At 36.7% G+C, this 24,707-nt stretch carries 24 protein-coding genes; 17 read left to right on the top strand and 7 right to left on the bottom strand.

Annotated features, from left to right (window positions below):
- Positions 1-189 precede the first annotated feature (189 nt).
- Positions 190-717, bottom strand: a complete 528-nt coding sequence (locus tag J2743_RS04975) for a M48 metallopeptidase family protein (protein ID WP_342451632.1) — start codon at positions 715-717, stop codon at positions 190-192.
- A 124-nt stretch (positions 718-841) separates the two neighbouring features.
- On the opposite strand from J2743_RS04975, the gene J2743_RS04970 reads away from it, so the two are divergent.
- From J2743_RS04970 to J2743_RS04950, 6 genes are all read left to right on the top strand, one after another.
- A complete protein-coding gene (locus J2743_RS04970) occupies positions 842-2,842 on the top strand; it encodes a CocE/NonD family hydrolase (protein WP_209625461.1) in 2,001 nt (666 codons plus the stop codon).
- A 325-nt stretch (positions 2,843-3,167) separates the two neighbouring features.
- Positions 3,168-5,048, top strand: a complete 1,881-nt coding sequence (gene iorA / locus J2743_RS04965; protein ID WP_209625460.1) for an indolepyruvate ferredoxin oxidoreductase subunit alpha — start codon at positions 3,168-3,170, stop codon at positions 5,046-5,048.
- 2 nt (positions 5,049-5,050) lie between these two features.
- The gene (locus tag J2743_RS04960) at positions 5,051-5,650 is read left to right on the top strand and encodes an indolepyruvate oxidoreductase subunit beta (protein WP_209625459.1); all 600 of its coding nucleotides are present in this window, start codon (positions 5,051-5,053) and stop codon (positions 5,648-5,650) included.
- Between the two features lie 38 nt (positions 5,651-5,688).
- Complete coding sequence (locus J2743_RS12040; RefSeq protein ID WP_245248059.1) at positions 5,689-5,985, top strand: DUF7000 family protein; 297 nt, start codon at positions 5,689-5,691, stop codon at positions 5,983-5,985.
- A complete protein-coding gene (locus tag J2743_RS12275; protein WP_425342800.1) occupies positions 5,963-6,181 on the top strand; it encodes a DUF7000 family protein in 219 nt (72 codons plus the stop codon). The genes J2743_RS12040 and J2743_RS12275 overlap by 23 nt, the downstream gene beginning before the upstream one ends.
- Positions 6,182-6,469: 288 nt before the next feature.
- A complete protein-coding gene (locus J2743_RS04950; RefSeq protein ID WP_209625458.1) occupies positions 6,470-7,270 on the top strand; it encodes a sulfite exporter TauE/SafE family protein in 801 nt (266 codons plus the stop codon).
- A 209-nt stretch (positions 7,271-7,479) separates the two neighbouring features.
- On the opposite strand, the gene J2743_RS04945 is transcribed toward J2743_RS04950, so the two are convergent.
- From J2743_RS04945 to J2743_RS04935, 3 genes are read right to left on the bottom strand one after another with little or no spacing between them, the layout of a single operon-like run.
- The gene (locus tag J2743_RS04945) at positions 7,480-7,911 is read right to left on the bottom strand and encodes an ACT domain-containing protein (RefSeq protein WP_209625457.1); all 432 of its coding nucleotides are present in this window, start codon (positions 7,909-7,911) and stop codon (positions 7,480-7,482) included.
- A gap of 12 nt (positions 7,912-7,923) precedes the next feature.
- Positions 7,924-9,222: a phenylacetate--CoA ligase family protein gene (locus tag J2743_RS04940; RefSeq protein WP_209625456.1), complete on the bottom strand. Its 1,299-nt coding sequence runs from the start codon at positions 9,220-9,222 to the stop codon at positions 7,924-7,926.
- Positions 9,223-9,255: 33 nt separating this feature from the next.
- Entirely contained in the window at positions 9,256-10,116 is an 861-nt protein-coding gene (locus tag J2743_RS04935; RefSeq protein ID WP_209625455.1) for a PsbP-related protein, read from the bottom strand.
- Positions 10,117-10,418: 302 nt separating this feature from the next.
- Between J2743_RS04935 and J2743_RS04930 the strand changes: the two genes are divergently transcribed.
- The 4 genes from J2743_RS04930 to J2743_RS04915 all read left to right on the top strand — a co-directional run bounded on the left by J2743_RS04930 (position 10,419) and on the right by J2743_RS04915 (position 15,229).
- The gene (locus J2743_RS04930) at positions 10,419-12,032 is read left to right on the top strand and encodes a sodium:solute symporter family protein (RefSeq protein WP_209625454.1); all 1,614 of its coding nucleotides are present in this window, start codon (positions 10,419-10,421) and stop codon (positions 12,030-12,032) included.
- Positions 12,033-12,213: 181 nt separating this feature from the next.
- Complete coding sequence (locus tag J2743_RS04925) at positions 12,214-12,936, top strand: MBL fold metallo-hydrolase (RefSeq protein WP_337972172.1); 723 nt, start codon at positions 12,214-12,216, stop codon at positions 12,934-12,936.
- 175 nt (positions 12,937-13,111) lie between these two features.
- A complete protein-coding gene (locus J2743_RS04920) occupies positions 13,112-14,389 on the top strand; it encodes a sensor histidine kinase (RefSeq protein WP_245248057.1) in 1,278 nt (425 codons plus the stop codon).
- Between the two features lie 132 nt (positions 14,390-14,521).
- Positions 14,522-15,229 carry a GNAT family N-acetyltransferase gene (locus tag J2743_RS04915; RefSeq protein WP_209625451.1) on the top strand — a complete coding sequence of 236 codons (708 nt, stop codon included), beginning with the start codon at positions 14,522-14,524 and terminating at the stop codon, positions 15,227-15,229.
- A gap of 153 nt (positions 15,230-15,382) precedes the next feature.
- Here the strand turns inward: J2743_RS04915 and J2743_RS04910 are convergent, their stop codons facing one another.
- Together J2743_RS04910 and J2743_RS04905 are read right to left on the bottom strand one after the other, a co-directional pair.
- On the bottom strand, positions 15,383-15,622 hold the full coding sequence (locus J2743_RS04910) for an MTH865 family protein (protein ID WP_209625450.1): 240 nt from the start codon (positions 15,620-15,622) through the stop codon (positions 15,383-15,385).
- Positions 15,623-15,668: 46 nt separating this feature from the next.
- Positions 15,669-16,067, bottom strand: coding sequence for a pyridoxamine 5'-phosphate oxidase family protein (locus J2743_RS04905; protein WP_209625449.1), 399 nt, complete (start codon positions 16,065-16,067; stop codon positions 15,669-15,671).
- A 191-nt stretch (positions 16,068-16,258) separates the two neighbouring features.
- On the opposite strand from J2743_RS04905, the gene J2743_RS04900 reads away from it, so the two are divergent.
- Positions 16,259-16,990: a winged helix-turn-helix domain-containing protein gene (locus J2743_RS04900; RefSeq protein ID WP_245248055.1), complete on the top strand. Its 732-nt coding sequence runs from the start codon at positions 16,259-16,261 to the stop codon at positions 16,988-16,990.
- 32 nt (positions 16,991-17,022) lie between these two features.
- On the opposite strand, the gene J2743_RS04895 is transcribed toward J2743_RS04900, so the two are convergent.
- Positions 17,023-17,391, bottom strand: coding sequence for a DUF5518 domain-containing protein (locus J2743_RS04895; RefSeq protein WP_209625447.1), 369 nt, complete (start codon positions 17,389-17,391; stop codon positions 17,023-17,025).
- 796 nt (positions 17,392-18,187) lie between these two features.
- Here J2743_RS04895 and J2743_RS04890 point away from each other — a divergent pair.
- The 6 genes from J2743_RS04890 to J2743_RS04865 all read left to right on the top strand — a co-directional run bounded on the left by J2743_RS04890 (position 18,188) and on the right by J2743_RS04865 (position 24,609).
- Positions 18,188-18,859, top strand: coding sequence for an MFS transporter (locus tag J2743_RS04890; RefSeq protein WP_209625446.1), 672 nt, complete (start codon positions 18,188-18,190; stop codon positions 18,857-18,859).
- 135 nt (positions 18,860-18,994) lie between these two features.
- Positions 18,995-20,149, top strand: coding sequence for a cation:proton antiporter (locus tag J2743_RS04885; protein ID WP_209625445.1), 1,155 nt, complete (start codon positions 18,995-18,997; stop codon positions 20,147-20,149).
- A 458-nt stretch (positions 20,150-20,607) separates the two neighbouring features.
- A complete protein-coding gene (locus tag J2743_RS04880; RefSeq protein WP_209625444.1) occupies positions 20,608-20,892 on the top strand; it encodes an ArsR/SmtB family transcription factor in 285 nt (94 codons plus the stop codon).
- An 18-nt stretch (positions 20,893-20,910) separates the two neighbouring features.
- A complete protein-coding gene (locus J2743_RS04875) occupies positions 20,911-21,201 on the top strand; it encodes a DUF8036 family membrane protein (RefSeq protein WP_337972166.1) in 291 nt (96 codons plus the stop codon).
- 453 nt (positions 21,202-21,654) lie between these two features.
- Complete coding sequence (locus J2743_RS04870; protein ID WP_209625443.1) at positions 21,655-22,395, top strand: BPL-N domain-containing protein; 741 nt, start codon at positions 21,655-21,657, stop codon at positions 22,393-22,395.
- Positions 22,396-22,581: 186 nt separating this feature from the next.
- On the top strand, positions 22,582-24,609 hold the full coding sequence (locus tag J2743_RS04865; protein ID WP_209625442.1) for a glycosyltransferase family 39 protein: 2,028 nt from the start codon (positions 22,582-22,584) through the stop codon (positions 24,607-24,609).
- Positions 24,610-24,707 lie beyond the last annotated feature (98 nt).

The following is a 24,707-nucleotide window of genomic DNA, read 5'->3' as shown; positions in this document are numbered from 1 at the left end:
TATAATAAGTTTAATCATTTCTTTAACTCTATTTTGGAATCGCCTGTCTGGTTAAAGACAGGAGTTATAAAATAGAACCAATAACATATTGAGCGTTACTTCCTATAAAAATATATGATAAATGAAAAGGGTGAATTAAGTACACTTCTGGTTTTAATCAGTTTATCTTAATAAAATTTTTCAGGCCAATCAATTCAGATCTTTAACCAGAAACCAGTAAATGGAGAGTTCATCCTCATATCTTTTATAATCAGGGTACTTTAAAGACACCATATCCCAGTATTCCCGGTTGTGTTTTCTTATTTTAAGGTGACACAGTTCATGGTGCACTACATACTCAATGAGACTCTCTGGAAGATAAGCAAGCTTGCTGTTAATGTTGATGTTCCCTGCTGAACTGCAACTACCCCAACGAGTCTTCATATTCCGAAAACTCACTCTATTTACTTCTACTCCCATCTCATGGGAGATTTTATCCACATAACCTCGGACAATTTTTTTGAATGCCTCATTCGAACGACTGAAATCCAATTTTCTTCCTTCAGCCTGAGTTTTTAACTCATTGATCCGGGACATCTTCCGATATATCCAATTTTCATGTTTATCAATTAATTTCTGATAATCCTTAACAGCAGGAGGAACTATCAGGTGAAGTTCTCCGTTTTTAATCTCCAAACGAGCATATTTGACCTTCCGATGGAAAACCTGATAATTCACTTCAATATCACGGATTTTAATTTTCATTATGAGTTAATTATAATACAATCTTAAAATAACCTTTTAGCAACCACCCGGTAATTAGTAATCATATCATAAACTGACCATTTAAGTTGGGGGGAATATGAAGGAAACTCCGTTTGCAGTAGTATTAATTTCATTCGTTGCTTTTATAGGTATTCTATATGGTTTGGTTTTGATTGAAGAAAACCAAACATCCAGTACAAATGATGAATCTATTTTTAATCAGTTTAAAAGTGGTGGTGACCAAACTAGGGATAATTTAACACCAGAAAATAACACCATGAACCAGTCTAAGCATAACCAGACCAATCAAACTAACTTCACTGAAAACATTACGATCCAAACCACTAATTTCACTGTTAAAACTATTTCAGGCATTAAAACACCCATGCGTGATGGTGTGAAACTTGTTTCTGATGTTTGGCTCCCCCAACAGAATGGCACATATCCAGTGATCATAATACGCACTCCCTATGGTCGAAACACTGCAGAACTGAACTATACTGCTATGGGAGACTACTTCGCAAGTCATGGATACGTTTTCATGGTGCAGGATGTTAGAGGTAAAGGCGACTCGGAAGGAGACTTCGAATTCCTCTTCCATGAAGGACAGGATGGCTATGACACAATTGAATGGGCTGCTAACCAATCATGGTCCAATGGAAACGTGGGCATGATGGGATCTGATTATATGGGTGCTGCCCAATGGCTCGCAGCAGCTCAAAAACCACCACACCTGGTATGCATAGCACCAACTTCTGCTTATGGTAGATATATGGAAGAAATACCATCAGTTGGGGGTGTTTTTTACATGGGATGGGCTCTTCCATGGACACTCGAAAACAACGGCCGCACCCAGGATATAAACACCCAAAACATTAATTGGACTGTTGTATTCGACCACAGGCCCCTTATAAATGCAGATAACTTAACCGGAACAAAGGTGCCTATTTACCGTCAGTTTCTGGAACATCCCACCATGGATAGTTACTGGAAGCGCATCCAGTTTACAGAACAGGACTTCAACAACATCACCATACCTTCCATGACTACCAGTGGCTGGTTTGATACAGACCAGCCAGGAGCACTGTACTACTGGAATGGAATAGGCAAAAATTCATCCAAGTTTGAGGACCATTACATCATTATAGGGCCATGGAATCAAACAGGAACCTTTGACTCAGCTGCACAATCTTCAGAAATTGGTGATCTACCCGTTCCAGGGGGCCAAGTAAATACTTATGAGACGCATCTGGCATTTTTCAATCGTTATCTTAAAAATTCAACTCAGACAAACTCAACTAACAAATCAGATTTACCCCAAGTAACAGTCTACATAACTGGGTTAAGTGAATGGATAAATCTAACCACTTATCCTCCTCAAGATACCAACACCACTCCCCTGTACCTTGAAAGTGGAGGCCAAGCCAATACTTTAAACGGTAATGGCTTTTTAACATGGAACCTTCCAAAAAATTCATCATCAAACAGTTCAAATAACTCAGGTACAGATTTAAACGCCACTTATGATAATTATACTTACGATCCTACCAATCCCAGAGTACTGGAAATGGGAAGTTTCGCCACAGACTCTGCAAACACTGAAAACCGGTCTGATATTCTGATTTACACTACATCAACACTGGAAGAACCGGTAATGATTTTAGGACCTGTTTTTGTGGAATTATACGCATCCAGTGATGCTAAAGACACTGATTTCGTTGTTAGGCTTCTGGATGTATATCCCAATGGTACTGCCATCAATCTGGGCCCTGAAGAATTTGGAGGCGCAATCAGAGCCAGGTTCAGACAGGGATTTGATGAAGAAGTACTTCTAAAACCTGGCAAAATAGAGAAATATCGTATAGAACTTTTTGACATGGGCCATGTTTTCTTAAGAGGACACAAAATTCGCCTGGAAGTTTCTTCCAGTGCATATCCTCTGCTGCATCCCAATCCTAATACTGGAAATCCCATAGCCACGGACACGAAACAAGTTACAGCACACCAAACTATCTATCACGATCAGAAACATCCATCTGCAGTTTATCTACCAATTATACCATCTAACAGCACTTTATATCATGAAATTTTTGGTTAATTTTTTTGTGTATAAATATGTCGTCAGTGAATACAATTTTGAATTTTGTGTGGGTGTCATCAGTGGAAACATTTTAGATTTAATTTTCCTCAAAACATTTTAGATTTAATTTCCATCAAAAAACCTTTAAAACTTGAAACCCAAAAGTAAATATTGGAATATCAGATAGATTACTATTCTATTTACACATCTTCATGTCAGTGTATAAATGATTTATCAGTTAATACCTCTGTAAATATATTTAAATCTGGAATAATATTATTATAATAAATAAATAACTATATTATTGAATGAACCGTCATTTTATGCTAATTAGGGAGATAACATGAACATCAAAGAAATTCTCACCAGAAACAATAAGGATAAACTATTTTTAATGGGTAATGAAGCAGCAGTACGTGGTGCCCTGGAAGCAGGTGTAGCTGTGGCCAGCACCTATCCTGGAACACCCTCTTCAGAGATTGGAGATGTTTTATCAGTCCTTGCAAAGGATGCCGGAATGTACTTTGAATTTTCTGTTAACGAAAAGGTAGCTCTGGAAGTATCAGCCGCAGCAGCAGCATCCGGACTCAGATCATTCACCTTCATGAAACATGTCGGGGTAAACGTGGCCGCCGACTCCCTGGTGAGTCTGGCCTACACCAGTGTTCGTGGAGGGATGGTGATCCTCACTGCAGATGACCCTTCCATATTCTCATCCCAAAATGAACAAGACAACCGTCATTACGCACGATTGGCCAACATTCCCCTCCTGGAGGCCGCCAATCCCCAGGAAGTAAAGGAACTTATGAAATATGCCTACCAACTATCTGAAGAATTTGAAATACCAGTTATTCTCCGCACCACCACCAGGGTTTCCCATATGCGAAGTGTGGTAGAACTTGGCCCCCTGGCCAAAGTTAAGGGAAAAGGGTACTTTGATAAGGATCCTCAACGTTTCGTACCAGTTCCAGCCGCAGCCAGAATAATGCACAAAAACCTGGTGGAGAAAATGGACAAAATCACGGTTTTATCCAATAATTCCTCTGTAAATCAGGTCTATGATCAGGGAGGTCACATTGGAATCATCACCAGTGGCAGTGCCTTCAACTATGCTATGGATGTTGTGGAAGAAAACGAATTACCAGTTAACATCCTTAAACTAACCTTCACATATCCTTTCCCTGAAAAAAAGGTACTGGAGTTTTTGGAAAAGGTGGAACGGGTTTTAGTGGTGGAAGAAGTTGACCCAATTATGGAAAAAGAAGTTTTAGCAATTATGGGTAAATATGGGCTTGAAAAGAGAGTGCATGGTAAATTAGATGGAACTTTGCCCATGATATATGAGTTCAACCCTGACATCGTTTTGGAAGGGTTTGGCAGGATGATGGGCGTGGAATTATCTCATAAAGGAACATTTAACACATCTATAGGACTTCCCAACCGACCCCCTACACTTTGCCCGGGCTGTCCTCATCGTGCTGCATACTTCGAGGTTAAGCAAACAGCAGCCAACTTAGGTATTGATGATGTTATTTTTCCCACAGATATTGGCTGCTACACTCTGGGTATTGAATCACCCTATCAGGTGGCAGATTACCTTTTATCCATGGGTTCGTCAATTGGAACCAGTTGCGGGTTCTCCAAGGCCACAGATCAGACTGTGGTGAGCTTTATAGGTGACTCCACTTTCTTCCATGCAGGAATACCACCGCTAATCAACGCAGTGCACAATAAAAACCATTTCGTGCTGGTGATCCTGGATAACCGTACTACAGCCATGACTGGTGGCCAACCACACCCGGGACTCCCAGTGGATGGTATGGGGATGGAAGCACCAGAAATATCCATACCAAACATTGTAAAAGCCTGTGGTGTGGAATTCGTGGAGACCATTAACCCCCTCAGTGTTAAAAAATCACAGGAAACCTTTGAAAAAGCCCTCCAATTTGAAGGAGTAGCTGTGGTCATATCCCAATACCCCTGCATGTTAATTAAGAACCGCACTCAGAGAGGTAAAAATGTCACTATCCAGGTTCAGGATGATAAATGTACCAATTGCAATACCTGTGTTATGGAACTGACCTGTCCAGCAATTTACACTCGTGATGATGGCAAAATAAGGATTGATCCATTGATGTGCAGAAAATGCAGTGTATGTGTCCAGACATGTCCAGAAAAGGCCATAAAGGCTAAAAGAATAGATACAATAGGAACGGAGGAATAAAAATGAAACCTTACCCTATTTACATTTCTGGTGTAGGTGGCCAGGGAATCATCAAAACTTCAGTCATCCTGGGTGAATCTGCCATGAAAAAAGGTTTACCCGTGGTGGTGGGTGAAATACACGGCATGTCACAGAGGGGAGGTGTGGTATCCACCCAGATGAAAATTGGCAAATCACACAGCCCACTTATTGAAGAAGGAGGAGCGGATCTTCTCCTGGCATTTGAACCATTAGAGGCATTAAGGGCCATTAACATGGTAAACAAAGATAGTTATGTGGTTATGAACACTGCACCTATCTATCCATTCAACATCAGGCAAAGTGAACATCCTTATCCAGAGTTATCCAATATTTTAAATGAACTCCAGTCTCAAACAAAGAAGGTCATTGCCATGGATGCAGATGATATTGCCAAGAAAGCAGGTCATATTCTATCCATGAACATGGTCATGTTGGGTGGTGCAGCAGCAGTACCCGGATTCCCACTGGATAAGGATATAATCATAGAATCAATGCAGGATAACCTGCCAGAACAGAGTCTTCCCATAAATATGAAGGCCTTTGAAGAAGGGTTTAAGTATTGTTCAATGCAAATTGAATAAGAATCTATGAATATAACATGGGGTTTAGGGGATTTAATATGGAATTTCATGAATATATGCAAGAATACAAAAATCAATTGGAGAATGGCAATATCCAGGAGGCCTATAGGGGACTGATGGGATACATAAGGGATTTAAGGATATATTTTAAGAATAAATATCATGAATATTCAGTATCTGGCATTTATCAGGGATACATGGACATGACTTATTTCTCTTTCACCCCAGAGTCATTGATGCATCGAAAATTAAAAATTGCCATAGTTTTTATTCATGAAACCTTCAGATTTGAAGTTTGGTTAGCAGGATCCAATAAAAAGGTACAAAACGACTAACTGGAAACTGTTTAAAGAAGGCAATTGGAATAAATATCACGTTCCCCCTAGTATAAAAGGCATGGATTCTATTGTAGAATCTGTTTTAATTGAAGATCCAGATTTCAGTGACTTAGATGTTTTAACAGAACAAATAGAGACCGGGACATTGCAATTTATTGAGGATGTTGAGGACTTCCTATCTAAAGAATCATAAAAACTCTCTCTTTTAGGAAATGGTTTATCGTCTATGTGTTGATCTGATTTTTTAAGCAATATACTATTTATTTTTTTTATAACATTTTTTATAAACCTGAAATCAGCCTATTAATGTGATTTAAAGGACAGTACTGGCTTCTATCATATATTTAACGTTTTAGGGTATAACGTGGTAATAACAAATAAAATTGGTGGGTTTTAAATAGAAATACAATAAAATGTGTTATTATACATTTTAATGATAGATAATCAAAGATAAAATGATTTTATCACAGAGGCCTACAAAATGGATAGTAAAAAAACATCTCTTTTATCATTTGCCATAGGAGCACCTATTGGCTGTTTAGGTGGTTTAATAGGTTTGGGTGGAGCGGAATTCAGACTACCCTTTTTATTGAAGACTTTTAATAAACCTGCTAAAAGAGCAGTGGCATTGAATATGTTAATAAGTTTAATCACCGTCTTATCAGCTATTTATTTTAGAATGAATAATTTTGACATCTCTATTATTCTTCCCCAAATCTTATTAATGGTTGCAATTATTGTAGGTTCTACTACTGGTGCTTACTATGGAATAGGAATATCCACTAAAATATCGGATGTTCTGTTTAAAAAAGTACTGTTAATACTCCTTTTAGTTATGGGGCTGCTACTTATCAGTGAAAGCTTCATCACATTAGGTTCAATGGGAATAACATTTAGCAACTTGTATATGGAGTTGATTGTAGCTGTGTTATGTGGGGTATTAATTGGGATTATCAGCAGCCTCTTAGGGGTTGCTGGTGGAGAGGTTATAATTCCAATATTAATCCTGATATTTGGGATAGATGTCAAATTAGCCGGTACAATGAGTCTCATCATCAGCTTACCTACCATGGTTGTGGGAATTACAAGACATACCAGGAACAAAATGTATTCTGTAAAATCAGAACTCACTTCTTTAGTTGTGCCCATGGGAATAGCTTCGATAATAGGTGCGTCAATCGGCGCATTTTTAGTTGTATATGCTCCTTCAGAGTTGTTAAAAATCATATTAGGTGCATTATTAATATTCACATCTATTAAACTGTTTACAGAAAAGGAATAATATTCAAAACCATTTCACACCAGATGTAAAATAAAAAGATGTAAATTAGGTTAGGATAAGTAGTTCAGGATGAATAACATTAAAATCCTAGGAAAAAAACATGAAAAATCTATTAGAGGTTTAAAAAGATCATAAACAGAATTATTAAAAAATAAAGGTTTATGTCAACAGTTTAATAAAACCATTGACTTGGAGAGTATATGTTTAGTTTACCAGTTGTAAACATCCTTTGAAGGTATTATAGTTGCCCCAGCATTTTTGAGGGCTTCAACTCCGGCATTAATGTCCTCAGGATGTAGCAGTACAATGGCTCTTTCTTCTTTTTCATCCACAAAGGCGTAAAGATAGTCCAGGTTGATATCAGAATCATCCAATATTCCCAGAATAGTGCTTAACCCTCCTGGTTGATCAGACATCTGCACAGCAATAACATATCCCATTTTCACCACGAAATTGTTCTCTTCCAGGAGTTCCTTGGCTTTATCTGGTTCTGGAACAATTAACCTTAATATGCCGAAGTCTGATGTGTCTGCTATGGAAAGTGCTCTAATATTAAATCCTCCCTCAGCCAGCACATCCAGAGCATTCCTCATTCTGCCTTTCTTATTTTCCAGGAATATAGATAACTGTTTTATTCTCATATTAATCCCCCTTCACAATTCTCTTTTATCAATAACCCTTACAGCTTTACCTTCACTACGCGGCAGAGTTTTAGGTTCTACAAGAGTAACCTGAACCCTCAAACCGATTTCGTTATGTATAAGATCTTCTATTTTCTTTTTGATTCCCACCAACTCTTTTACTTCATCAGAAAACAGTTGAGGTGATGTTTCCACCCGAACTTCAAGTTCATCCAGGTGTTGTGGTCGGGTGGCGATTATCTGATAATGGGGTTCAATACCCTCCATCTTCAGGAGTGCCTTCTCGATTTGGGATGGGAATACAGCCACTCCACGAATTTTAAGCATATCATCAGTTCTTCCAGTAATCCGCTCCATTTTCCTATGAGTCCTGCCACAGGAACAGGTCCCACTTTTCAAACTGGTGACGTCTTTGGTTCTAAAACGAATAATAGGCATTCCATGCCGGGTTAACGTGGTCAGAACAAGTTCTCCTTTTTCATCTTCTCCAAGGACTTCCATGGTCTCGGAATCTATAATTTCTGGATAGAAATGGTCCTCCATCACATGCAAACCATCCTGTTCGGAACATTCCAAAGCTATTCCCGGCCCCATGATCTCGGTAAGACCATAGATATTGTATGCTGGTGCATTAAAACGCTTTTGAAGTTCTTGCCTCATTTCTTCAGTCCACATTTCCGCTCCAAAACCTATAGATTTCAAATTAAGATCTTCTTGGGATAGGCCCTCCTCCTGGAATACTTCTGATAGGTATAATCCATAGGATGGAGTGACGATTAAAACGGTTGTACCGAAGTCTTTCATTATTTCAATCTGTCTGCGGGTTTGTCCGGTTGAGATGGGGATAACAGTGGCCCCGATATTTTGTGCACCGTAATGCACTCCGAAACCACCGGTGAACAGACCATAACCATGAGTGTTCTGGATAATGTCATCTTCGCTAAGTCCAAACATGGTCAAACCACGGGCCATGACTTCACTCCATATATTGATGTCTTCTCGGGTGTATCCGGACACAGTAGGTTTTCCTGTGGTCCCGGAAGAAGTGTGGACTTCTACAATCTCTCGCCGTGGAACTGCAAACATTCCAAAGGGATAGGCAGCGCGAAGATCATCTTTGGTGGTTAGAGGGAGTTTCTGGATATCATTCAGGGTTTTGATATCCTCTGGTTTAATACCTTCTTCATCAAAACGTTTCTGGTAATAAGGCACATTTTCATAGGCCCTTTTAACTGTATCTTTTAATCTTTTAAGCTGAAGTTTTTTCATTTCATCTGGTGGCATACATTCAATTTCTTCATTCCAGATCATATTCAATCTCCTGACCATTCATTCCTCTGAATATTAAAGTATTGGTGATTCAGTCACATGAAAACTGTTTATAACTTTATCCATTTCGGTTTTGTAATTCAAAAGAGCATTGTCAAAGACAAACATTAAGTAATAACCGGTACGGTTCTTTTGGAAGGCTATTCCTCTGATGGTGTAAACTTTATCCTCAGGTTTGTAGTTGGCCATAAATTCATAAGCAGTGCAGTTATCTACAGTGAGATCACCTTCATAGTAGATCATACCATTCTGTATAACGTTTGCCCTCCAGGAAGCAACACTATATGTAAAGTTTTGGGTTCCCAATTCTTCTTTAAAGATGGATAAACTGTTATTTTCATCTTTTGAAACAGTAACTATAAGATTAAATTGGCTGCTGCTAGTAATGTTGTTAGGGGTAACATCCCAACCTTCAGGATAATCAAAAGATATGTTCCCGTCAGAATAATGATTTTTAGTAATGTTAGTCTGGTTGGAGGTATTATTGCTTGGGTTTTTGATGTTTTTATCATCCATAGCCCACATTGCCGCAGTGGCTATTATAATAATTAAAATAATGAGGCCAATAATTCCCAATAATGGCTTTTCCCTCATAATATATTTAGCATTTTTTTTAAGGGCACCAGATCTGGTTTCTGGTTCCTTTTTGGCTCCAGGTATTTTGAGTTTTAAAGGCCCTTCCTTTTTCTTTTTATCCTTTTTAGATTTCGATTTAAGGGAAGAAACCTTATTAGAAATGTCAGTTTTCTTTTTTTTAATATTAAGAGAATCTATGGCTTCCTTAATATTGGTTTCTGTTTTCTTGAACTTGCCAGAACCCTTTTTTTCACTGTCACTTCCAGGTCTCCGCAGTTTTGGGGGGCCATTTTCGCTCAAAATCTCACTACCGTTAATTAATTATCTTATCTACTCATTTAGTCTAGGGGTAATTAACCTTTACTGATTTATTCTAAAGATAATTATCCTTAATACTTATTAAACTAAGGAATATGAAAGAATTTGAACCTGAGCATTATTTAACTATTCATAGATAGATGCAACGGTCCATTATCAATGATGAAGTCATACTTCCATTCTTTTCAATAATAATATCTTAATAATTTATATATGCTCTCCATATATTCATTAATCATCAATAATAATGATAAAATTATTGGAAAAGGATCGGTTGTGATTTCATGGATTTAATGATACTGAGTATGGTTGTTTTGATATTTCTTTTAATTAATGCCTATGTGGGTTATGTTGCCTGGCGTAGAACTAAAAGTGCGGAAGATTACATGGTTGCAGGGAGAGAAACACACCCTTTCATCATGGCATTGAGTTACGGGTCCACCTTCATCAGCACGGCAGCTATTGTCGGTTTTGGAGGAGTTGCTGCCAATTATGGTATGGGTATTCTATGGTTGGTCTTTCTAAACATTCTCATTGGAATATTTATTGCTTTTGTCTTTTTCGGAAAACGTACCCGAAGAATGGGACACAATTTAGGGGCGTTAACTTTCCCTGAATTTTTATCCAAACGTTTTAACAGTAAATTTATCCAATACTTCTCAGGTGCTGTTATTTTTATTGGAATGCCCCTTTATGCATCGGTAGTCCTGGTGGGCATGGCCAGGTTCGTTGAAACTACTCTCCAAATTGATTATAATATCGCATTAATAGTAATGGCCATTATCGTGGCATTATACGTTATTTTCGGCGGTATTAGGGGAGTTATGTACACAGATGCCCTGCAGGGAAGCATAATGTTCTTTGGAATGATATTTTTAGTTGTAACGACTTACTGGATGTTAGGTGGTGTAACCGATGCCAATCAGGCTCTAACTAATCTGGTCAACGTGATACCTACCAATGCCACATCAATGGCCACTGCTACGGGATTTACGGGCTGGACATCTATGCCTGCTCTGGGCAGTGCATTTTGGTGGACACTGGTCTCAAGCCTCATTCTGGGAGTGGGTATTGGGGTGCTCTCACAACCACAACTGGTAGTTAGATTTATGACAGTTAAAACCAACCGGGAATTGAACCGAGGAGTTCTGATTGGAGCAGTATTCATATTCGTGATGACCTTCGGAGCATACGTTGTAGGTGCACTTTCCAATGTATATTTCTTCCAGACAACTGGTCAGACTGCTGTTCAAGCAGCAGGAGGTAACCTGGATAAGGTCATACCAACATTTATCACTGCTGCTATGCCTTTATGGTTTGCATACATTTTTATGGTAGCTCTTCTTTCTGCAGCCATGTCCACACTCTCTTCTCAGTTCCATGTGCAGGGAACTGCCTTTGGAAGAGATATATATGAAACACTAGTACGAAAAACTGGTGGATCATCAGTTAGGGTGGCCAGGATAGGGATAGTTATAGCAGTTTTCATTGCAGTTATTCTGGGATTCATCCTACCGGCCAGTGTTGTTGCGGTGGGAACCGCCATGTGGTTTGGTATAACTGCCGCAGCATTCTTGGCAATCTACGTGGCAGCACTTTACTGGAAACGGGCCACCAAAGAAGGCGCAATCGCAGGATTAATTTCAGGTGCATTAGTTAGTTTAATATGGTTAGTTTTTGGGTTTAAAAAATCTGCAGAAGGCCTGGGAGTTTCAAAAGCTTTACTAGGACAATCTACCGTTATAACCACGGTCCCGTGGCCCACAGTGGATCCAATGATCATTGCCCTACCAGTGGCAGTTGTGATGACCATTGTTGTCACCCTGCTAACTAAACCCCCTGAAAAGGAATTTTTGGATAAATGTTTTAATGGGATTAGATCGGGTAAAGAAGAATAATTTGTTGTGAAGAATAGTTTACTATGAAAATTGGGAACTCAATTACAGAGGGTTCCCATAAAATATTGATTTTTTCATGAAACTCAGAAAATTTCCATATAAAAAAGGGGAATATACTAGATGGGGGCAAGTTTTTCATAATCCACGTCCTATCAATGTTCAAAGTTTCAAAACAGGGGCGGTGATAATTAACAGAAAGGGCACCATTAATCCTGCTCATCCCCATGCCAGGGATATCATTGATGAGGAAATGGAGGTTCCCATACTGGCCCACTGGGTTCACCATGAAGAAAAAGGTGATTTTCTTCTGGATACAGGTCTTGATGCTGCATACTCAACTGATCCTAAGGGAAGACTGGAAGGCACAGATGTGGATGTATTCCAACAGAATAAAGGCGAAAATATAGCCAAACACATTGAACAGAATGGAATCAATTTAAAAACGGTTTTTTTAAGTCATTTACATGCTGATCATGCAGCAGGTGTGAGGGAACTTCCAAAAAACATCCCCTATGTTATAGCTAAGGGAGAATATGGCCAATACCATCCAAAAATCCATGGGGATTTCCTGGAAGGACTGGAAGAACTATATGAGATCGACTTTTCCAGGGCCACCCTAATGCCTCCATTGGGTCTTGGTGTGGATCTTCTGGGCGATGGATCACTATGGGCAATATTAACTCATGGACACACCCCTTACCATGTTTCTTTTCTTGTAAATACCCTTGCTGGTCCTATATTACTTGCCATGGATGCTGCTTTCATCCATGAAAATCTGGAACTTGGAATTGCGCCTAGTGATTACACTTGGAATGTGAAGAAGGCACAGGAAACATTGGATAAAATAATTGAATTTTTAGGGGAGTATCCCCAGGTTAGGGTGGGCCCGGGGCATGAGATCTGAAAAATCGTTTTAAAATTAAAAACATGATTTATGCTATGATGTTACCTAATTTATGTCATCAGATTACTTAAAAAAGATTTTTTCATATAATTCCAGATTATACTTCGAAATATATAGTATGGAGTTATACTATAAAATTGAGTTAATATTTTTATATCCATTGAAGGTTTTAAAAATGTTAAATGAAGGAAAATCCAAGGAAGAACTCATGGATAAAATTAATGAATTAAAGGCCATTTTAGAATCTAATCAGGAATCTACTCAAAAGATCATAGAAAACGAGCGAGTTTTATCCCAAACTGCTTTAGAATTGGTTGATTTATCTCCAAGTATTGATATTTACGATTTTATTGCCAAAAAATTGGCGAATTTAATTGAAAACGCTATTATTGCCGTTAGTATGTATGATGGACCATCAGATAGCATTATGGTGCGTTCTGTAATTGGGGAAAATAAAAGATTAAATGAACTTTCCCAAAAAATTTTAGGAGGGGGATTAACTGATATAAAGATTCCACTCACTTCTTTTAATGAATTTTATGGTGATAAAGAATCTAAAAATACCATCCTCAGCGGTAAACTTCTTAAAATGGAAGATGGATTATATCAGGTGTTTTCAGGACAATTGTCAAAAAATATAACCAGAATGGCTGAATTAACTCTGAATATGGGGGATATGTATGGCACTGGTTTTGAATCAAAGGGAAGACTTTATGGTACTGTGTATATCTTTCTTAAGAATGGTAACACATTAAAAAATAAGGAACTTGTGCAATCATTAATCAGTCTTTTTGCCGTAGCAATACAAAGAAAACAGGCTGAAAATGAGATAAAAACAGCTTTAGAAGAGAAGGAAATGCTCCTTAAGGAGATCCATCATCGGGTTAAAAATAATCTAATGATTATTTCCAGTTTACTGAATCTCCAATCATCTTATATTCATGATGAAGGGGCACGTGATGTTTTCAAAGAAAGTCAAAACCGAGCTAACTCTATGGCCCTGATCCATGAAAGGTTGTATCAATCCACCGACCTCAAAAACATAGATTTCGGTGATTACATAAGAAGTCTCACCACGGATCTGTACCACACTATGGTTGCTGATCCTGGACAGGTTAGACTTGATATTGATGTAGAGGATGTGAAGATTGATATTAACACGGTTGTTCCTTTAGGGCTTATTGTGAATGAACTCGTCACCAACAGCATGAAACACGCTTTTCCTGGTGATGAAAGTGGACACATCAAGGTAGAATTTTACCTAAAAAATGAGAAAATTGTCCTAAAAGTCAGTGATAATGGAATTGGGTTTCCAACAGATTTAGACTACAAAAATACCAGTTCATTAGGATTACAACTGGTTAATAATTTAACCTCACAAATTGATGGTGAGTTGGAACTTGATCGGAGTCAAGGAACAGCTTTCACCCTTGTTTTTGAAGAAAAAGAATGATTATTATATTTGAAGAAAAAATGATTGTTATACCTTTAAAACTGGTCAGGAGGGATTAATATAGGTGACATAGAAGTCATAGACCTAACTCCAGATAACATCGCAGATTATGGTGTTTGTGGATACAAAGACTTGAAAAAGCATGTGGAGTTGGAAAGAAAAATTGAATGGTTTAAAAAATATTATCCCCACGGATTAAGAATTAAGGTGGTGATCTCTAAGGAGGGCGGTTATCAGGGGATGCTGGAGTACATTCCGGGAGAATTTGCTCATCGTCCTGTTGATGCTGACGGATACATGTTCATTCACTGTATTTTCGTTGGTTTCAGGAAGGAATTTAAAGGCAGAGGTATGGCTTCATTGTTACTTGATGAATGTATTAAAGAGGCAAGGGACAAAAAGATGTTGGGAGTTGCGGTAGTTACCAGAAAAGGCCCGTTCATGGCAGGTAATGATATATTCCTAAATAAAGGTTTCCAGATCGTGGATAGTGCTGAACCGGATTTTGATCTGCTGGTTAAAAAGTTTGATGATGAATCAGAAAACCCCCAATTCAAGGCAAATATGGATGAATGTTTAACTGAATACAGTAATGGATTGACTATTCTCCGTTCAGTTCAGTGTCCCTATACTGAAAAGAATGTTAACAGTATTGTAGAATCTGCACAAAATAAATTTAAATTAAAAACCAATTTGATAGATTTAGAAGATGTTAAAGCAGTTAAAAACACACCCTGTGCTTTTGGATCCTTCTGTCTTATTTATAATGGTGAAATATTAAGTTATCATCCAATTAGCAAGACTAGATTTGAGAATATAATGAAAAAGATCATTAAATGAATTGAAGGATTATAAAAGTAGATTCTGAATTAACTCGTGGCCAACCGCATAAAAAGACACATTTTTTAACATAGAAAGTAAATAGGCCTTTTAAGTATATCCAATTATATCAGGATATTTTATTAAACTTTAAAAAATAAAAAAACAAGGGCGTTATAATCCTGCCCTTTCAACTATTACGTCTGCAACTTCTTTGGCTGATTTGAAGGGGAAATCATCTGCAGTCAGTACTTGACCAGCATCCCCTGCTTTCAGTTCAACATCTCCTGATTTACAGGTTGTTTCTGCACCGTCAGGAAATGCTGACAGTAATGCTTCTGGTGTTTCTATAGGGAATTTAGTTCCAGCTAGTGCTCCCACAATTTGTGCATGTATTTCTTCTTTAACACTCATTTTTTCGTCCTCCGTTGATATCTTAACTAATCCTTTTTTAGGTATTTTAGACAACTTTTTTACCAGCATCTGGGCCTGGTTGGACCGAATATATTTGTTCGATATTTAACAAAACAGCTGCTTTGGGATTGAGTTGGGACATTACACTTTTAGCCCAGTCCACTGCATCGTCAAAATATTTACCAGATTCATGAATTTCCACGTTGCCTTTGAACTGGTAAGGGCATTCAGAGATATTATTGGCTGCTATTGATGCTTGGGGGTTATTTTTTAGATTTTCAAAGGTCTTGTTCATGAAATTAGCCACTAACAGAACTTTTTCATTGTTTAAAGGTCTTGCAAGTCCAATTGGAACAACATTAGGTTTATTGTCTTTATTTGCAGTTGCCAACCACACAATATTGTTTTTTTCTATAGCTTCCATCATCTCTTGACTTAATACCATACCAGATCACCGTCTTCATCATTTAGTTTCATGAACTTAGTTACATTCTATGTCAAATTAGAAATATATACTAAACCGTCATTAAAATGTACTAACTACAGTTTTATGTACAAAAATAACCTTGAAAGTCAACATAGGAACCTTTATTACTGGTCTAATAAAAATATACATATATGGAAAATATCAATGAGATGAATAGTCCTGAAATCTATGATAATAGGGCAAAATTAGAGGCAATACACCAGGATATTAAACGTTTAATGGAAAGATCCAATCAAGAATACTTGGATCTTATGTTTGCCAATTTTAAAAAAGATTTCATCAACGCTCTTACCTCTTATGTTAAAGATGACATTGAAAGTGGTTTGGAAAAAAGCATGGTAGATCCCTGCCAGATGCGAAAAACTTGCAAATCGAGATTCAAAGAGTTTTTAGGGAATAATGCAGAACTTATAAAGTGTGATAATGTTTCAAAGGAATCAATTGACAAAAAAAAGGATGAATTATCTGAAATAAGGAAAGAAGCTCCTTTTGATAATTGTGAAGTGTGTTTTAAGGAAGTTAATTCACTTTTTAACAAACAATTACATCTAATTAACTCATTACAAATTTACAGTTCTACAGAAGAAAGACCTGAAATATCTGCAATTCCTGAAGAGGTAATAGTTAAACAAGTACTAGACCCATTAGCCAATAAACAGAGGTTACAGATACTTAAATCAATGGCTTCTGAAACTAAAACATTTTCCAACCTTTCAAAGTTAACTGGGCTTCGTGGTGGTAATTTACTTTTCCACATTCAAAAACTTCTTGAAAGTGACCTTATTTTGCAGAGGCATGAAAGAGGCGATTACATGATTACCGAAAAAGGATATAACTCACTATTAATGCTTGCTGAATTTAAAAAATATATGGAAAATTGAATAATACTCAGAATAAGCTAAATTTGTTGTTTTTAACGCAATTTTTGGATGGCGGAGCCTACCGTACCACCAATGGCCCCTACAATTGCATATAGGATTAGGACTATAACTGCTTCTATTACTCCTGCAACTGGCCAAAGCTGTTTTGCCATATCTCCTAACCCAATGAGGTATAATATCAGTATGATTAATCCACCTATAATACCACCAACAGCACCAACTAGTGATCCATGTATTGCACCGTCCATGTAACCTTCATTAACTCGGTAACCCACAACCATTGTTGCTACGACAAAGCCAATTATACCGCCAACATCCCCGGCAACTTCTCGAAGAATAAGCCACAAGAGTAGTGATAATAATAAACCTCTTCGCACAGTAGTCCATTTTATTTCTACCATAATTATACTCCCTTAAAACCATCATGCTAAAATATATTTTGAAATTATGGAAAAATACAACTTTGAAATATCTTAAGTGTCAATGTAAAAAGGTAGTACTCATATAATCAGTGTAATGATCGGTGGTTTTTCGTTGTCTCTCTTTGGTTCCATGTGTAAACGATGCTATAGATTATAATTTTTAAATTTACTATGATGCAAACCTCTATAAAACCGTTACGATATTATAAGGAGTTATTTAAGGATTTTATTGGAAATAATATTATCATTGAAGTTTTCAGTAATTATCGTAACATTATCATATAATAGATTATCAGTGGAATTTTATTAAAAAAAATGAGTCATGCAAACATCTTTGTATGCAAATGTATATGGATTCTCTCCATGGGGGTTTAAAATCATGTTAAATTTAACTACTTTTATGTTTTAAATCATTTATTCTTATTTTTTTCAAGATTCAAGATGAGAAGTTTCAATCTAAAAGAAAAACAAAAAACCATTATTATATCTTAAACTTAACAAAATATAAAAAAAATGATTAAAACATCAAGTAAGATTCTATTTGTCGTGTTTTACATTATCTTAGTTTTAACCACAGATTACCTATTTCTCAGGCATTTATTCTGGCCACGATTAATGGTAAACATTATCCTTTTTGTGGTGTTCTTTGTCTTATTTATAAAATATATATACAGATGAGCAGTAGAAAGATATATAAGTCTTAAATTGAGTTAATAATCTTTTATCAATTACTGGGTGTTTATGTGAGTTATCTAATTTGTGAAAAGGTGGTTATGTGGGTTATCTAATTTGTGGAAAATGCAAGAGTTACTATAAACTGCAATCCGGTGAGTCTCCAAAAGATTTTGTCAGTGACTGTGATTGTGGTGGTAAACTAAAATATGTTGAAAATTTAGATATCGTTGATCCCACCTGGAAACAAACCTCAATAAACAGAAAAAGTACAAAAAGCGAGATCCTAAAAGAAAAGATACAATCCCTGTCTTCTCTGCCAGGGAAGTTTAAAAATAGACTGGTAGAATTTTATTATAATAACTTTGGAAAATGGATATATAATCTTAAAAATCATGGCAGAGTTCATAAAACTTCCCATAGGAACCCTTATGGGATGGGACCTGGTTTTATGAATTCTATAATGAATGAACTTAATTTTCAGAACATACGTTGGGTTTTAGTAATCCCAGTTGCAGCAGTAATAACACTGATATTGGCTTTTACCCAAGGCATTTTCACTCTTTTCACTTTTCTCCTGTTACTAGCTGTTGGCTACTTATCTGATAACATGGTTATTGGAGCTAAAAACGCAGTGGTTACTGGGGCAATTTCCTTCTTATTAGGAAGTCTATTTGCAGGTTCCTTCCTTTATATAATACCGTATACTCTATTAGGAGTTATTAATGGGGCTGTGTGTGGGTTGATAGGGGGATACATAAAAAATAGGATATAAACATGAATTTTAAAAATTTAAATTCCAATATTCCGTCTGATACCACAGCATCGTTAATTTATTATTTCAGTGGTTTAATTTTTTAACTAAAGATTAAAATAGTCAAATTCTAAAACTAAGTATTGTGATTGAAACATGTTTTACGCGGATTTAAGCCTGGTTTTTCTGGGAATAGTTGTTCTTTTAGCCAGCCTCATATCTTTACGATTTGGAATATCTGTTGCTATAGTTGAAATAGTCTTTGGAGTTATTGCAGGGAATTTGAATGTTATTAACATCCAGGACTGGATGATTTTCCTCTCCACTTTTGGCGGCATCTTCCTTACATTCCTTGCTGGTGCTGAAACAGATGTCATTCTCATGAAAAAGAATTTAAGGGAAAGTCTTTCCATTGGTTTGGCATCTTTTTTCTTCCCATTTTTCACTGTTTTCATATTAACCTACTTCTTTGATGGTTGGAGTTATATGGCGTCACTTTTAGCTGGTGCTGCTCTTTCGGAAACAGCAGTGGCTGTGGTTTATTTCGTATTGGTTGAAAATAACCTGTTGACAACTGATGCAGGGAAGAGGATAATGGCAGCCACATTCATCACCAATTTAGCCACAGCTCTGGCACTAAGTGTTTTATTCTTTAAACCCACATTATACACTTTTTTATTTTATCTTATCTCTGTTTTAGTCATTGTACTTGCAACCAAGTTTTCATATCTTATTTTCGACAATGAACGTTTCCAGAACAAGGTTATTGAACCGGAAATAAAATACATATTCATGTTATTATTGATTTTCATGGTTTTCGCCCAATTGGGGGGTACTCAGGCCATCTTACCCGCATTTATACTGGGGCTTTTAATGTCACGGCGTTTTGTGGAATCTACACAGAGCATAGAGGTAAAAAAAAGGATGAAGACAGTGGCATTTGCATTCATAACTCCCATCTTTTTCATAATAGGTGGAATGAAATTATCTTTATACTTCATACTTGCTAATCTTCCCTTGTTTATTGTCCTCCTTGCAACAAGACAATTGAGTAAAATGGCAGGAATTTACATCTTCGCCCGCAGACATGTTGAAGCCGACCGGACTTACACAACCCTACTTCTCAGCACAGGTCTTACCTTTGGACTTATAGCTTGTTTATTTGGTCTTTCAGCCGGTTATTTAAATCAAATGCAGTATTCCATCCTAACAGGAGTCCTTATCATTAGTACCGTTATACCCACTTTCATAGCTCAAAAATGGTACAATCCACTTCACTCTGAGGATCTGTTAGATGTTAACATTGATTAAGTAAATGGAGAAGATTGAATACTGCAATGACAGTCAGATCTGAAGATTCAGTTAACACTCTCTGCAGTCACAGAAACTTTTCCAGCATCACCAACTGTAGTATTTCCTTTTTTCCACCCACTGGCCACATTCAATGCATTTTCTAATCGTTTTCTATCTTTGCACTGGATAGATGCAGTAAATGTCCACTACATCTACATGCCCATTCTATTAGCTGCTGATGTTGTGTCTATTGTTAGAGATCCGCCTCGATGATTCATTAGGGACCGTTTTCCCACTTTTTTTTGTCGTCTAAATAAATATAATAATTTTTGGTGATTTTTGGTAACTAGTGTGAATCCTTGTGATTTCTGGTAAATTTAAATAGTATAAATCCTTTGATTATATAATCATTTATCAAATAGAGTCAGGATTCATGAATTTTTTCACAGATTAATTTGGAATGAAATGTGATATGTATGGAAGGTTTACTCTGGTGGTTGATAGCAGGAACAAGAGGCGGGATTAACCGTGCTCGGCTTATCAATGAACTGAATAACCGCCCATATAATGCAAACCAGCTAGCTAAAACTCTTGGATTGGATTATAAGACAGTTAAACATCATCTTAATGTTCTGGCCAAAAATAACATTGTAATTACATGTGGGGAAGGGCAATACGGAACAGTTTACATGCTTTCTGATACTATGGAAAAAAACTTCGATTCATTTAAAAAGATATGGAAGGAATCTAAACAGGAATAATTATATGGAGAGGATAAAGTGCTAAAATATGTGGGCATGGCAGTGGCTTTAGCCAATATATCAATTATAGTGATTTTACTTTCAGTTTACTGGAAGAATTATGTTAAGTGGAAATCTGAATACACTCTAGGTCTTCTGATATTTGGAACTTTCCTACTTGTACAGAACATTCTTTCCATGGGATTCCTGGCACCACCCCTGCCACCCGGACCTTCTGCACCAGAACAGGGAAAAGATTATGCTCTACTTCTTATAAATGTAAGTCAGTTAATTGCCTTATCCGCACTTTTAAAGATAAGTTGGAAATAAAAAATCAGTTGACATTCATTACTTAGGGTTTTCAACCTCCAGGGACCACCCATATAACTTATTTCCTCTTTTTTTTATAGATTCCTTTTTATTTTAATATAGTACTATTTTAATTACACATATTGGCTAAAATTTTTTAAAACATGTTTAAAATTAGTTTTCAGCATGATACTACTTTTTTTTCTTGGTTTGCCATAATTTTGATGTTTTTTTATTAGATTTTTTTTTAAAATTGGGTATAAATTGGGTATAAATTGTAGCAAACTGGTATAAATTGTACTAAACTGGCAAAACTTCGGTTAAATATGGGAAAAACTACTTTTATCTAGTAATTTAAGAAAATAAACATCAAATGGCATATTTAATTCCGGAGGGTTTTAAATAAAAGGAATTATCATAAAAGGAGTTTTCATATCCAAAAAAGTGATATACTTATCTGCATTCATTGTTATCATGACAATATCCGCCACAAGTTTGGTGAGTGCTTATCAGGATTATGAGAATGATGTGAATGCCAATGATATTTCAAACGGTGTTACTGTGGTTAAAGTTTTGATCTACGATGGTGATGGTTCAATGGAGGAAAGTGTTGCCGGTATAAAGGCCTGTATCGATGAAAGCAATAACATGAATCTCACACCAGGTTACTACTTTGAATATGATACTACTGGCACTATCAACTCAAACACATTATCCTCCTATGATGTCCTGATAATGCCGGGAGGAAGCACTGAAACCTATCTTAACAGCAACGTCATTGATTCTGATGCCATTAAACAGTTTGTAAGCAGTGGAAATGGATATGTGGGCATATGCGCAGGGGCTTATTCGGCTTCTAACAGTGTTGATGAACTGTACTCAGGATGGGGACTCGCACCAGATATAAATACTAAAAATGTAAATTATGAAGGTTTACTATCCATTTCAACCACTTCCTCGGGAAGTGTGCTGTCTGATGAGTCTACCTTAAATCTACATCATCAGAATGGCCCTGCATTGTATTCCACCAGTTCAGGTGTTTATTCATTTGCTTGTTATGAAGATAACAAAACTGGTTATCAAGATTATTCTGCCATCATTGGTGAAAATTATGGCTCAGGACGGGTGATCTTATGTGGTTCCCACCCTGAGATGGATCCCCAAAATACAGAACTACTGACCAAGATGATTTTATGGTCGATTCACAAATCATGATAACCATTTAATTGGTTATAAAGGGCTCTAATCTTATTTTATCACTTGGAACATCGTTTCATGCGCTAAAAGGATTAGAGCCCTTAAAACTTATCAGAACATAAATTTTAACAGAAAACATATTTTTAAAATGATTCAACAATTTGTTTCCAAAAAAGGATTAAACAACGATTTTTAGGTATTTTTATGAATGAAAACAAAATTTCTAGAAAAATAAGAGGGCTCTCCTTGAGTGAAGTTACCAATTATCTTAAAGGGAACTATCACTTAGTGATATTAATAGCCATTTTCATATTCTCCTTCATCCTTGATATGTATGTTTTAACTCGTTATTCTCTTTCTTATGGTCTTGACGGTGCTTTTTATGATATTCAGGTGCGTAATATATTGCAATATGGATATCCCATGAGTAACGATCCACCATTAGCTTATTATCTGTTAACACCATTCGTAGCTTTAACAGGAAACTCATTTTTAGGTGTGAAAATAGGAATGGCATTTATTGGTTCGTTAATGGCATTCCCAGCGTTTTTTATCACAGAATGTTATGTTAAGAAAAAAGATGGAATGCAGATAGGATCCCGGATACCAGCACTCCTAAGTGCATTTATGGTGACAGTAAATGTGAACTATTTTTCCATGTTAGGTAATTTCATGCAAAACCTGGTGGGTGTTCTATTCCTATTATTATTCCTTTACTTCACAATCAGGTGGTTCGAAGACCTTAAACAATGGAAAAAATATGGAATTCTAACTGTACTGTTACTATGTGTAAACCTGTTAACTCATATTTACACCGGAGCACTGGCGGTTTGTCTGTTTTTTTCACTACTGGTTTTCAGCATACTGGTAAAGTCATTTAAAATGCATAAGTTACCCATATTTGACTTGAAAATTTTAGGGCTGTTAAGTTTCATGGTGTTAATCTTTTTAGCAGTTCTTTTCATGGTATACCCAGTAATGTATACTAAATACGGCACTGTTTTATCCTTCTTCAACTCTTCATCTACAACAACAGAGGGAGGATCAGTATCCAGTCCAGTTTCTGGAATAATATTTTTAAGCATACCCTATTTACTGGGGGTGGCATCGTCAATAATCATACTATGGCGTGGGTTAAAAGAAGAGGTCATTAACGCCGATTTGTCAATAATTAGCAAAAACACTCTTTTATCATGGGTTTACATCTCATTAACCATTATCTTGGCTGTTTTGGTTGTTATACCTTCATCACAATACCAATCCAGATTTCTGTTAATGGCATTCCTTCCTATTGGACTCCTGGTTCCACTGGGGCTGAAATTCATAGAAACTGAATTGTTGGTAAGATATCCTACCAAAAAACAGATAACAACTCTAATGGTTGTGTTAATTGCAGCGATCTTTGCATTTTCTTGTTATTACACAGCTTCTGAGTCTTTTAACAATTTAGGACCCACAATTACTACAGATGAATACAATGAACTGGTGGCAATGAAAGCAATTTTTGCAAATCAAACTAACCAAAATATTGTTATCCTTGCTTCCGACCTCCAGACCAAATATTGGGTTGAATATGTTTTAGGGGATGTTGGAAATGGTAACAATATCACCGTAATTGAAAATATTCAAGGAATTCAGGATAAATACCAGAACACCACTATTTATTCAGTAAGCACTCAGGACAGTCAATCATCTTTATCAGATGCTGGCAATTCTTCAAAAACATCTGGAACTGGAACCCCCGGAGCAGGAGCATCTGGAACAAACCAGGGCAACATGATGGGTGGTAATGGAATGATCAATGGAGCTGATCAAAGTAACAATTATTCTTTAAGTTTTTTACTCCCTTATGGACCATCAATTTTACCTAACTCCCTTGACACGATTCGCACAGGTAATGATGGATCAGCCACGGTGCAAGGTCAAATGGATAGAGGTAATCAACATCCTGGAAACATGACCAACAGTACAGGCATGCCTTCCGGAAACAGGAACTCTACTAATGGTGGGCCTCCTGGAAACATGACAGATAATGCAGGTAACATGACAGATGATAATATACGGCTTTTTGGAAATATGAACAATAATACAAACGTGTTGCAGGGTGGTCCTGGAAATAACATGGGCAGTTCATTGGATGGGCAATCACAGAAAATTGTTGAATCCTTAACAAGTTCAGGAACCACAATTTACAATGGAAAATATTTCAAACTAATCAGAATAACCGTTTAAAACTGCCCAGACTTGGAATCATAACAATGGTTCCATAAAATTTAATAAATGGACATCCTTTGTATGTATTTCCTTTGAAATCCTTTTTTTAAATAATG

Source organism: Methanobacterium petrolearium, from assembly GCF_017873625.1.
In the GTDB taxonomy this organism is placed as follows: domain Archaea; phylum Methanobacteriota; class Methanobacteria; order Methanobacteriales; family Methanobacteriaceae; genus Methanobacterium; species Methanobacterium petrolearium.
The sequence above is the reverse complement of the archived record's forward strand: the minus strand, read 5'-3'. Positions and strand labels throughout refer to the sequence as shown.

Excerpts from the sequence above, each read along its gene's own strand:
- J2743_RS04970 (WP_209625461.1), top strand. The coding sequence starts at position 842 with ATGAAGGAAACTCCGTTTGCAGTAGTATTAATTTCATTCGTTGCTTTT.
- iorA (WP_209625460.1), top strand. The coding sequence starts at position 3,168 with ATGAACATCAAAGAAATTCTCACCAGAAACAATAAGGATAAACTATTT.
- J2743_RS04960 (WP_209625459.1), top strand. The coding sequence starts at position 5,051 with ATGAAACCTTACCCTATTTACATTTCTGGTGTAGGTGGCCAGGGAATC.
- J2743_RS12040 (WP_245248059.1), top strand. The coding sequence starts at position 5,689 with ATGGAATTTCATGAATATATGCAAGAATACAAAAATCAATTGGAGAAT.
- J2743_RS04950 (WP_209625458.1), top strand. The coding sequence starts at position 6,470 with ATGGATAGTAAAAAAACATCTCTTTTATCATTTGCCATAGGAGCACCT.
- J2743_RS04945 (WP_209625457.1), bottom strand. The coding sequence starts at position 7,911 with ATGAGAATAAAACAGTTATCTATATTCCTGGAAAATAAGAAAGGCAGA.
- J2743_RS04940 (WP_209625456.1), bottom strand. The coding sequence starts at position 9,222 with ATGATCTGGAATGAAGAAATTGAATGTATGCCACCAGATGAAATGAAA.
- J2743_RS04930 (WP_209625454.1), top strand. The coding sequence starts at position 10,419 with ATGGATTTAATGATACTGAGTATGGTTGTTTTGATATTTCTTTTAATT.
- J2743_RS04920 (WP_245248057.1), top strand. The coding sequence starts at position 13,112 with ATGTTAAATGAAGGAAAATCCAAGGAAGAACTCATGGATAAAATTAAT.
- J2743_RS04910 (WP_209625450.1), bottom strand. The coding sequence starts at position 15,622 with ATGAGTGTTAAAGAAGAAATACATGCACAAATTGTGGGAGCACTAGCT.
- J2743_RS04905 (WP_209625449.1), bottom strand. The coding sequence starts at position 16,067 with ATGGTATTAAGTCAAGAGATGATGGAAGCTATAGAAAAAAACAATATT.
- J2743_RS04900 (WP_245248055.1), top strand. The coding sequence starts at position 16,259 with ATGAATAGTCCTGAAATCTATGATAATAGGGCAAAATTAGAGGCAATA.
- J2743_RS04895 (WP_209625447.1), bottom strand. The coding sequence starts at position 17,391 with ATGGTAGAAATAAAATGGACTACTGTGCGAAGAGGTTTATTATTATCA.
- J2743_RS04885 (WP_209625445.1), top strand. The coding sequence starts at position 18,995 with ATGTTTTACGCGGATTTAAGCCTGGTTTTTCTGGGAATAGTTGTTCTT.
- J2743_RS04880 (WP_209625444.1), top strand. The coding sequence starts at position 20,608 with ATGGAAGGTTTACTCTGGTGGTTGATAGCAGGAACAAGAGGCGGGATT.
- J2743_RS04870 (WP_209625443.1), top strand. The coding sequence starts at position 21,655 with ATGACAATATCCGCCACAAGTTTGGTGAGTGCTTATCAGGATTATGAG.
- J2743_RS04865 (WP_209625442.1), top strand. The coding sequence starts at position 22,582 with ATGAATGAAAACAAAATTTCTAGAAAAATAAGAGGGCTCTCCTTGAGT.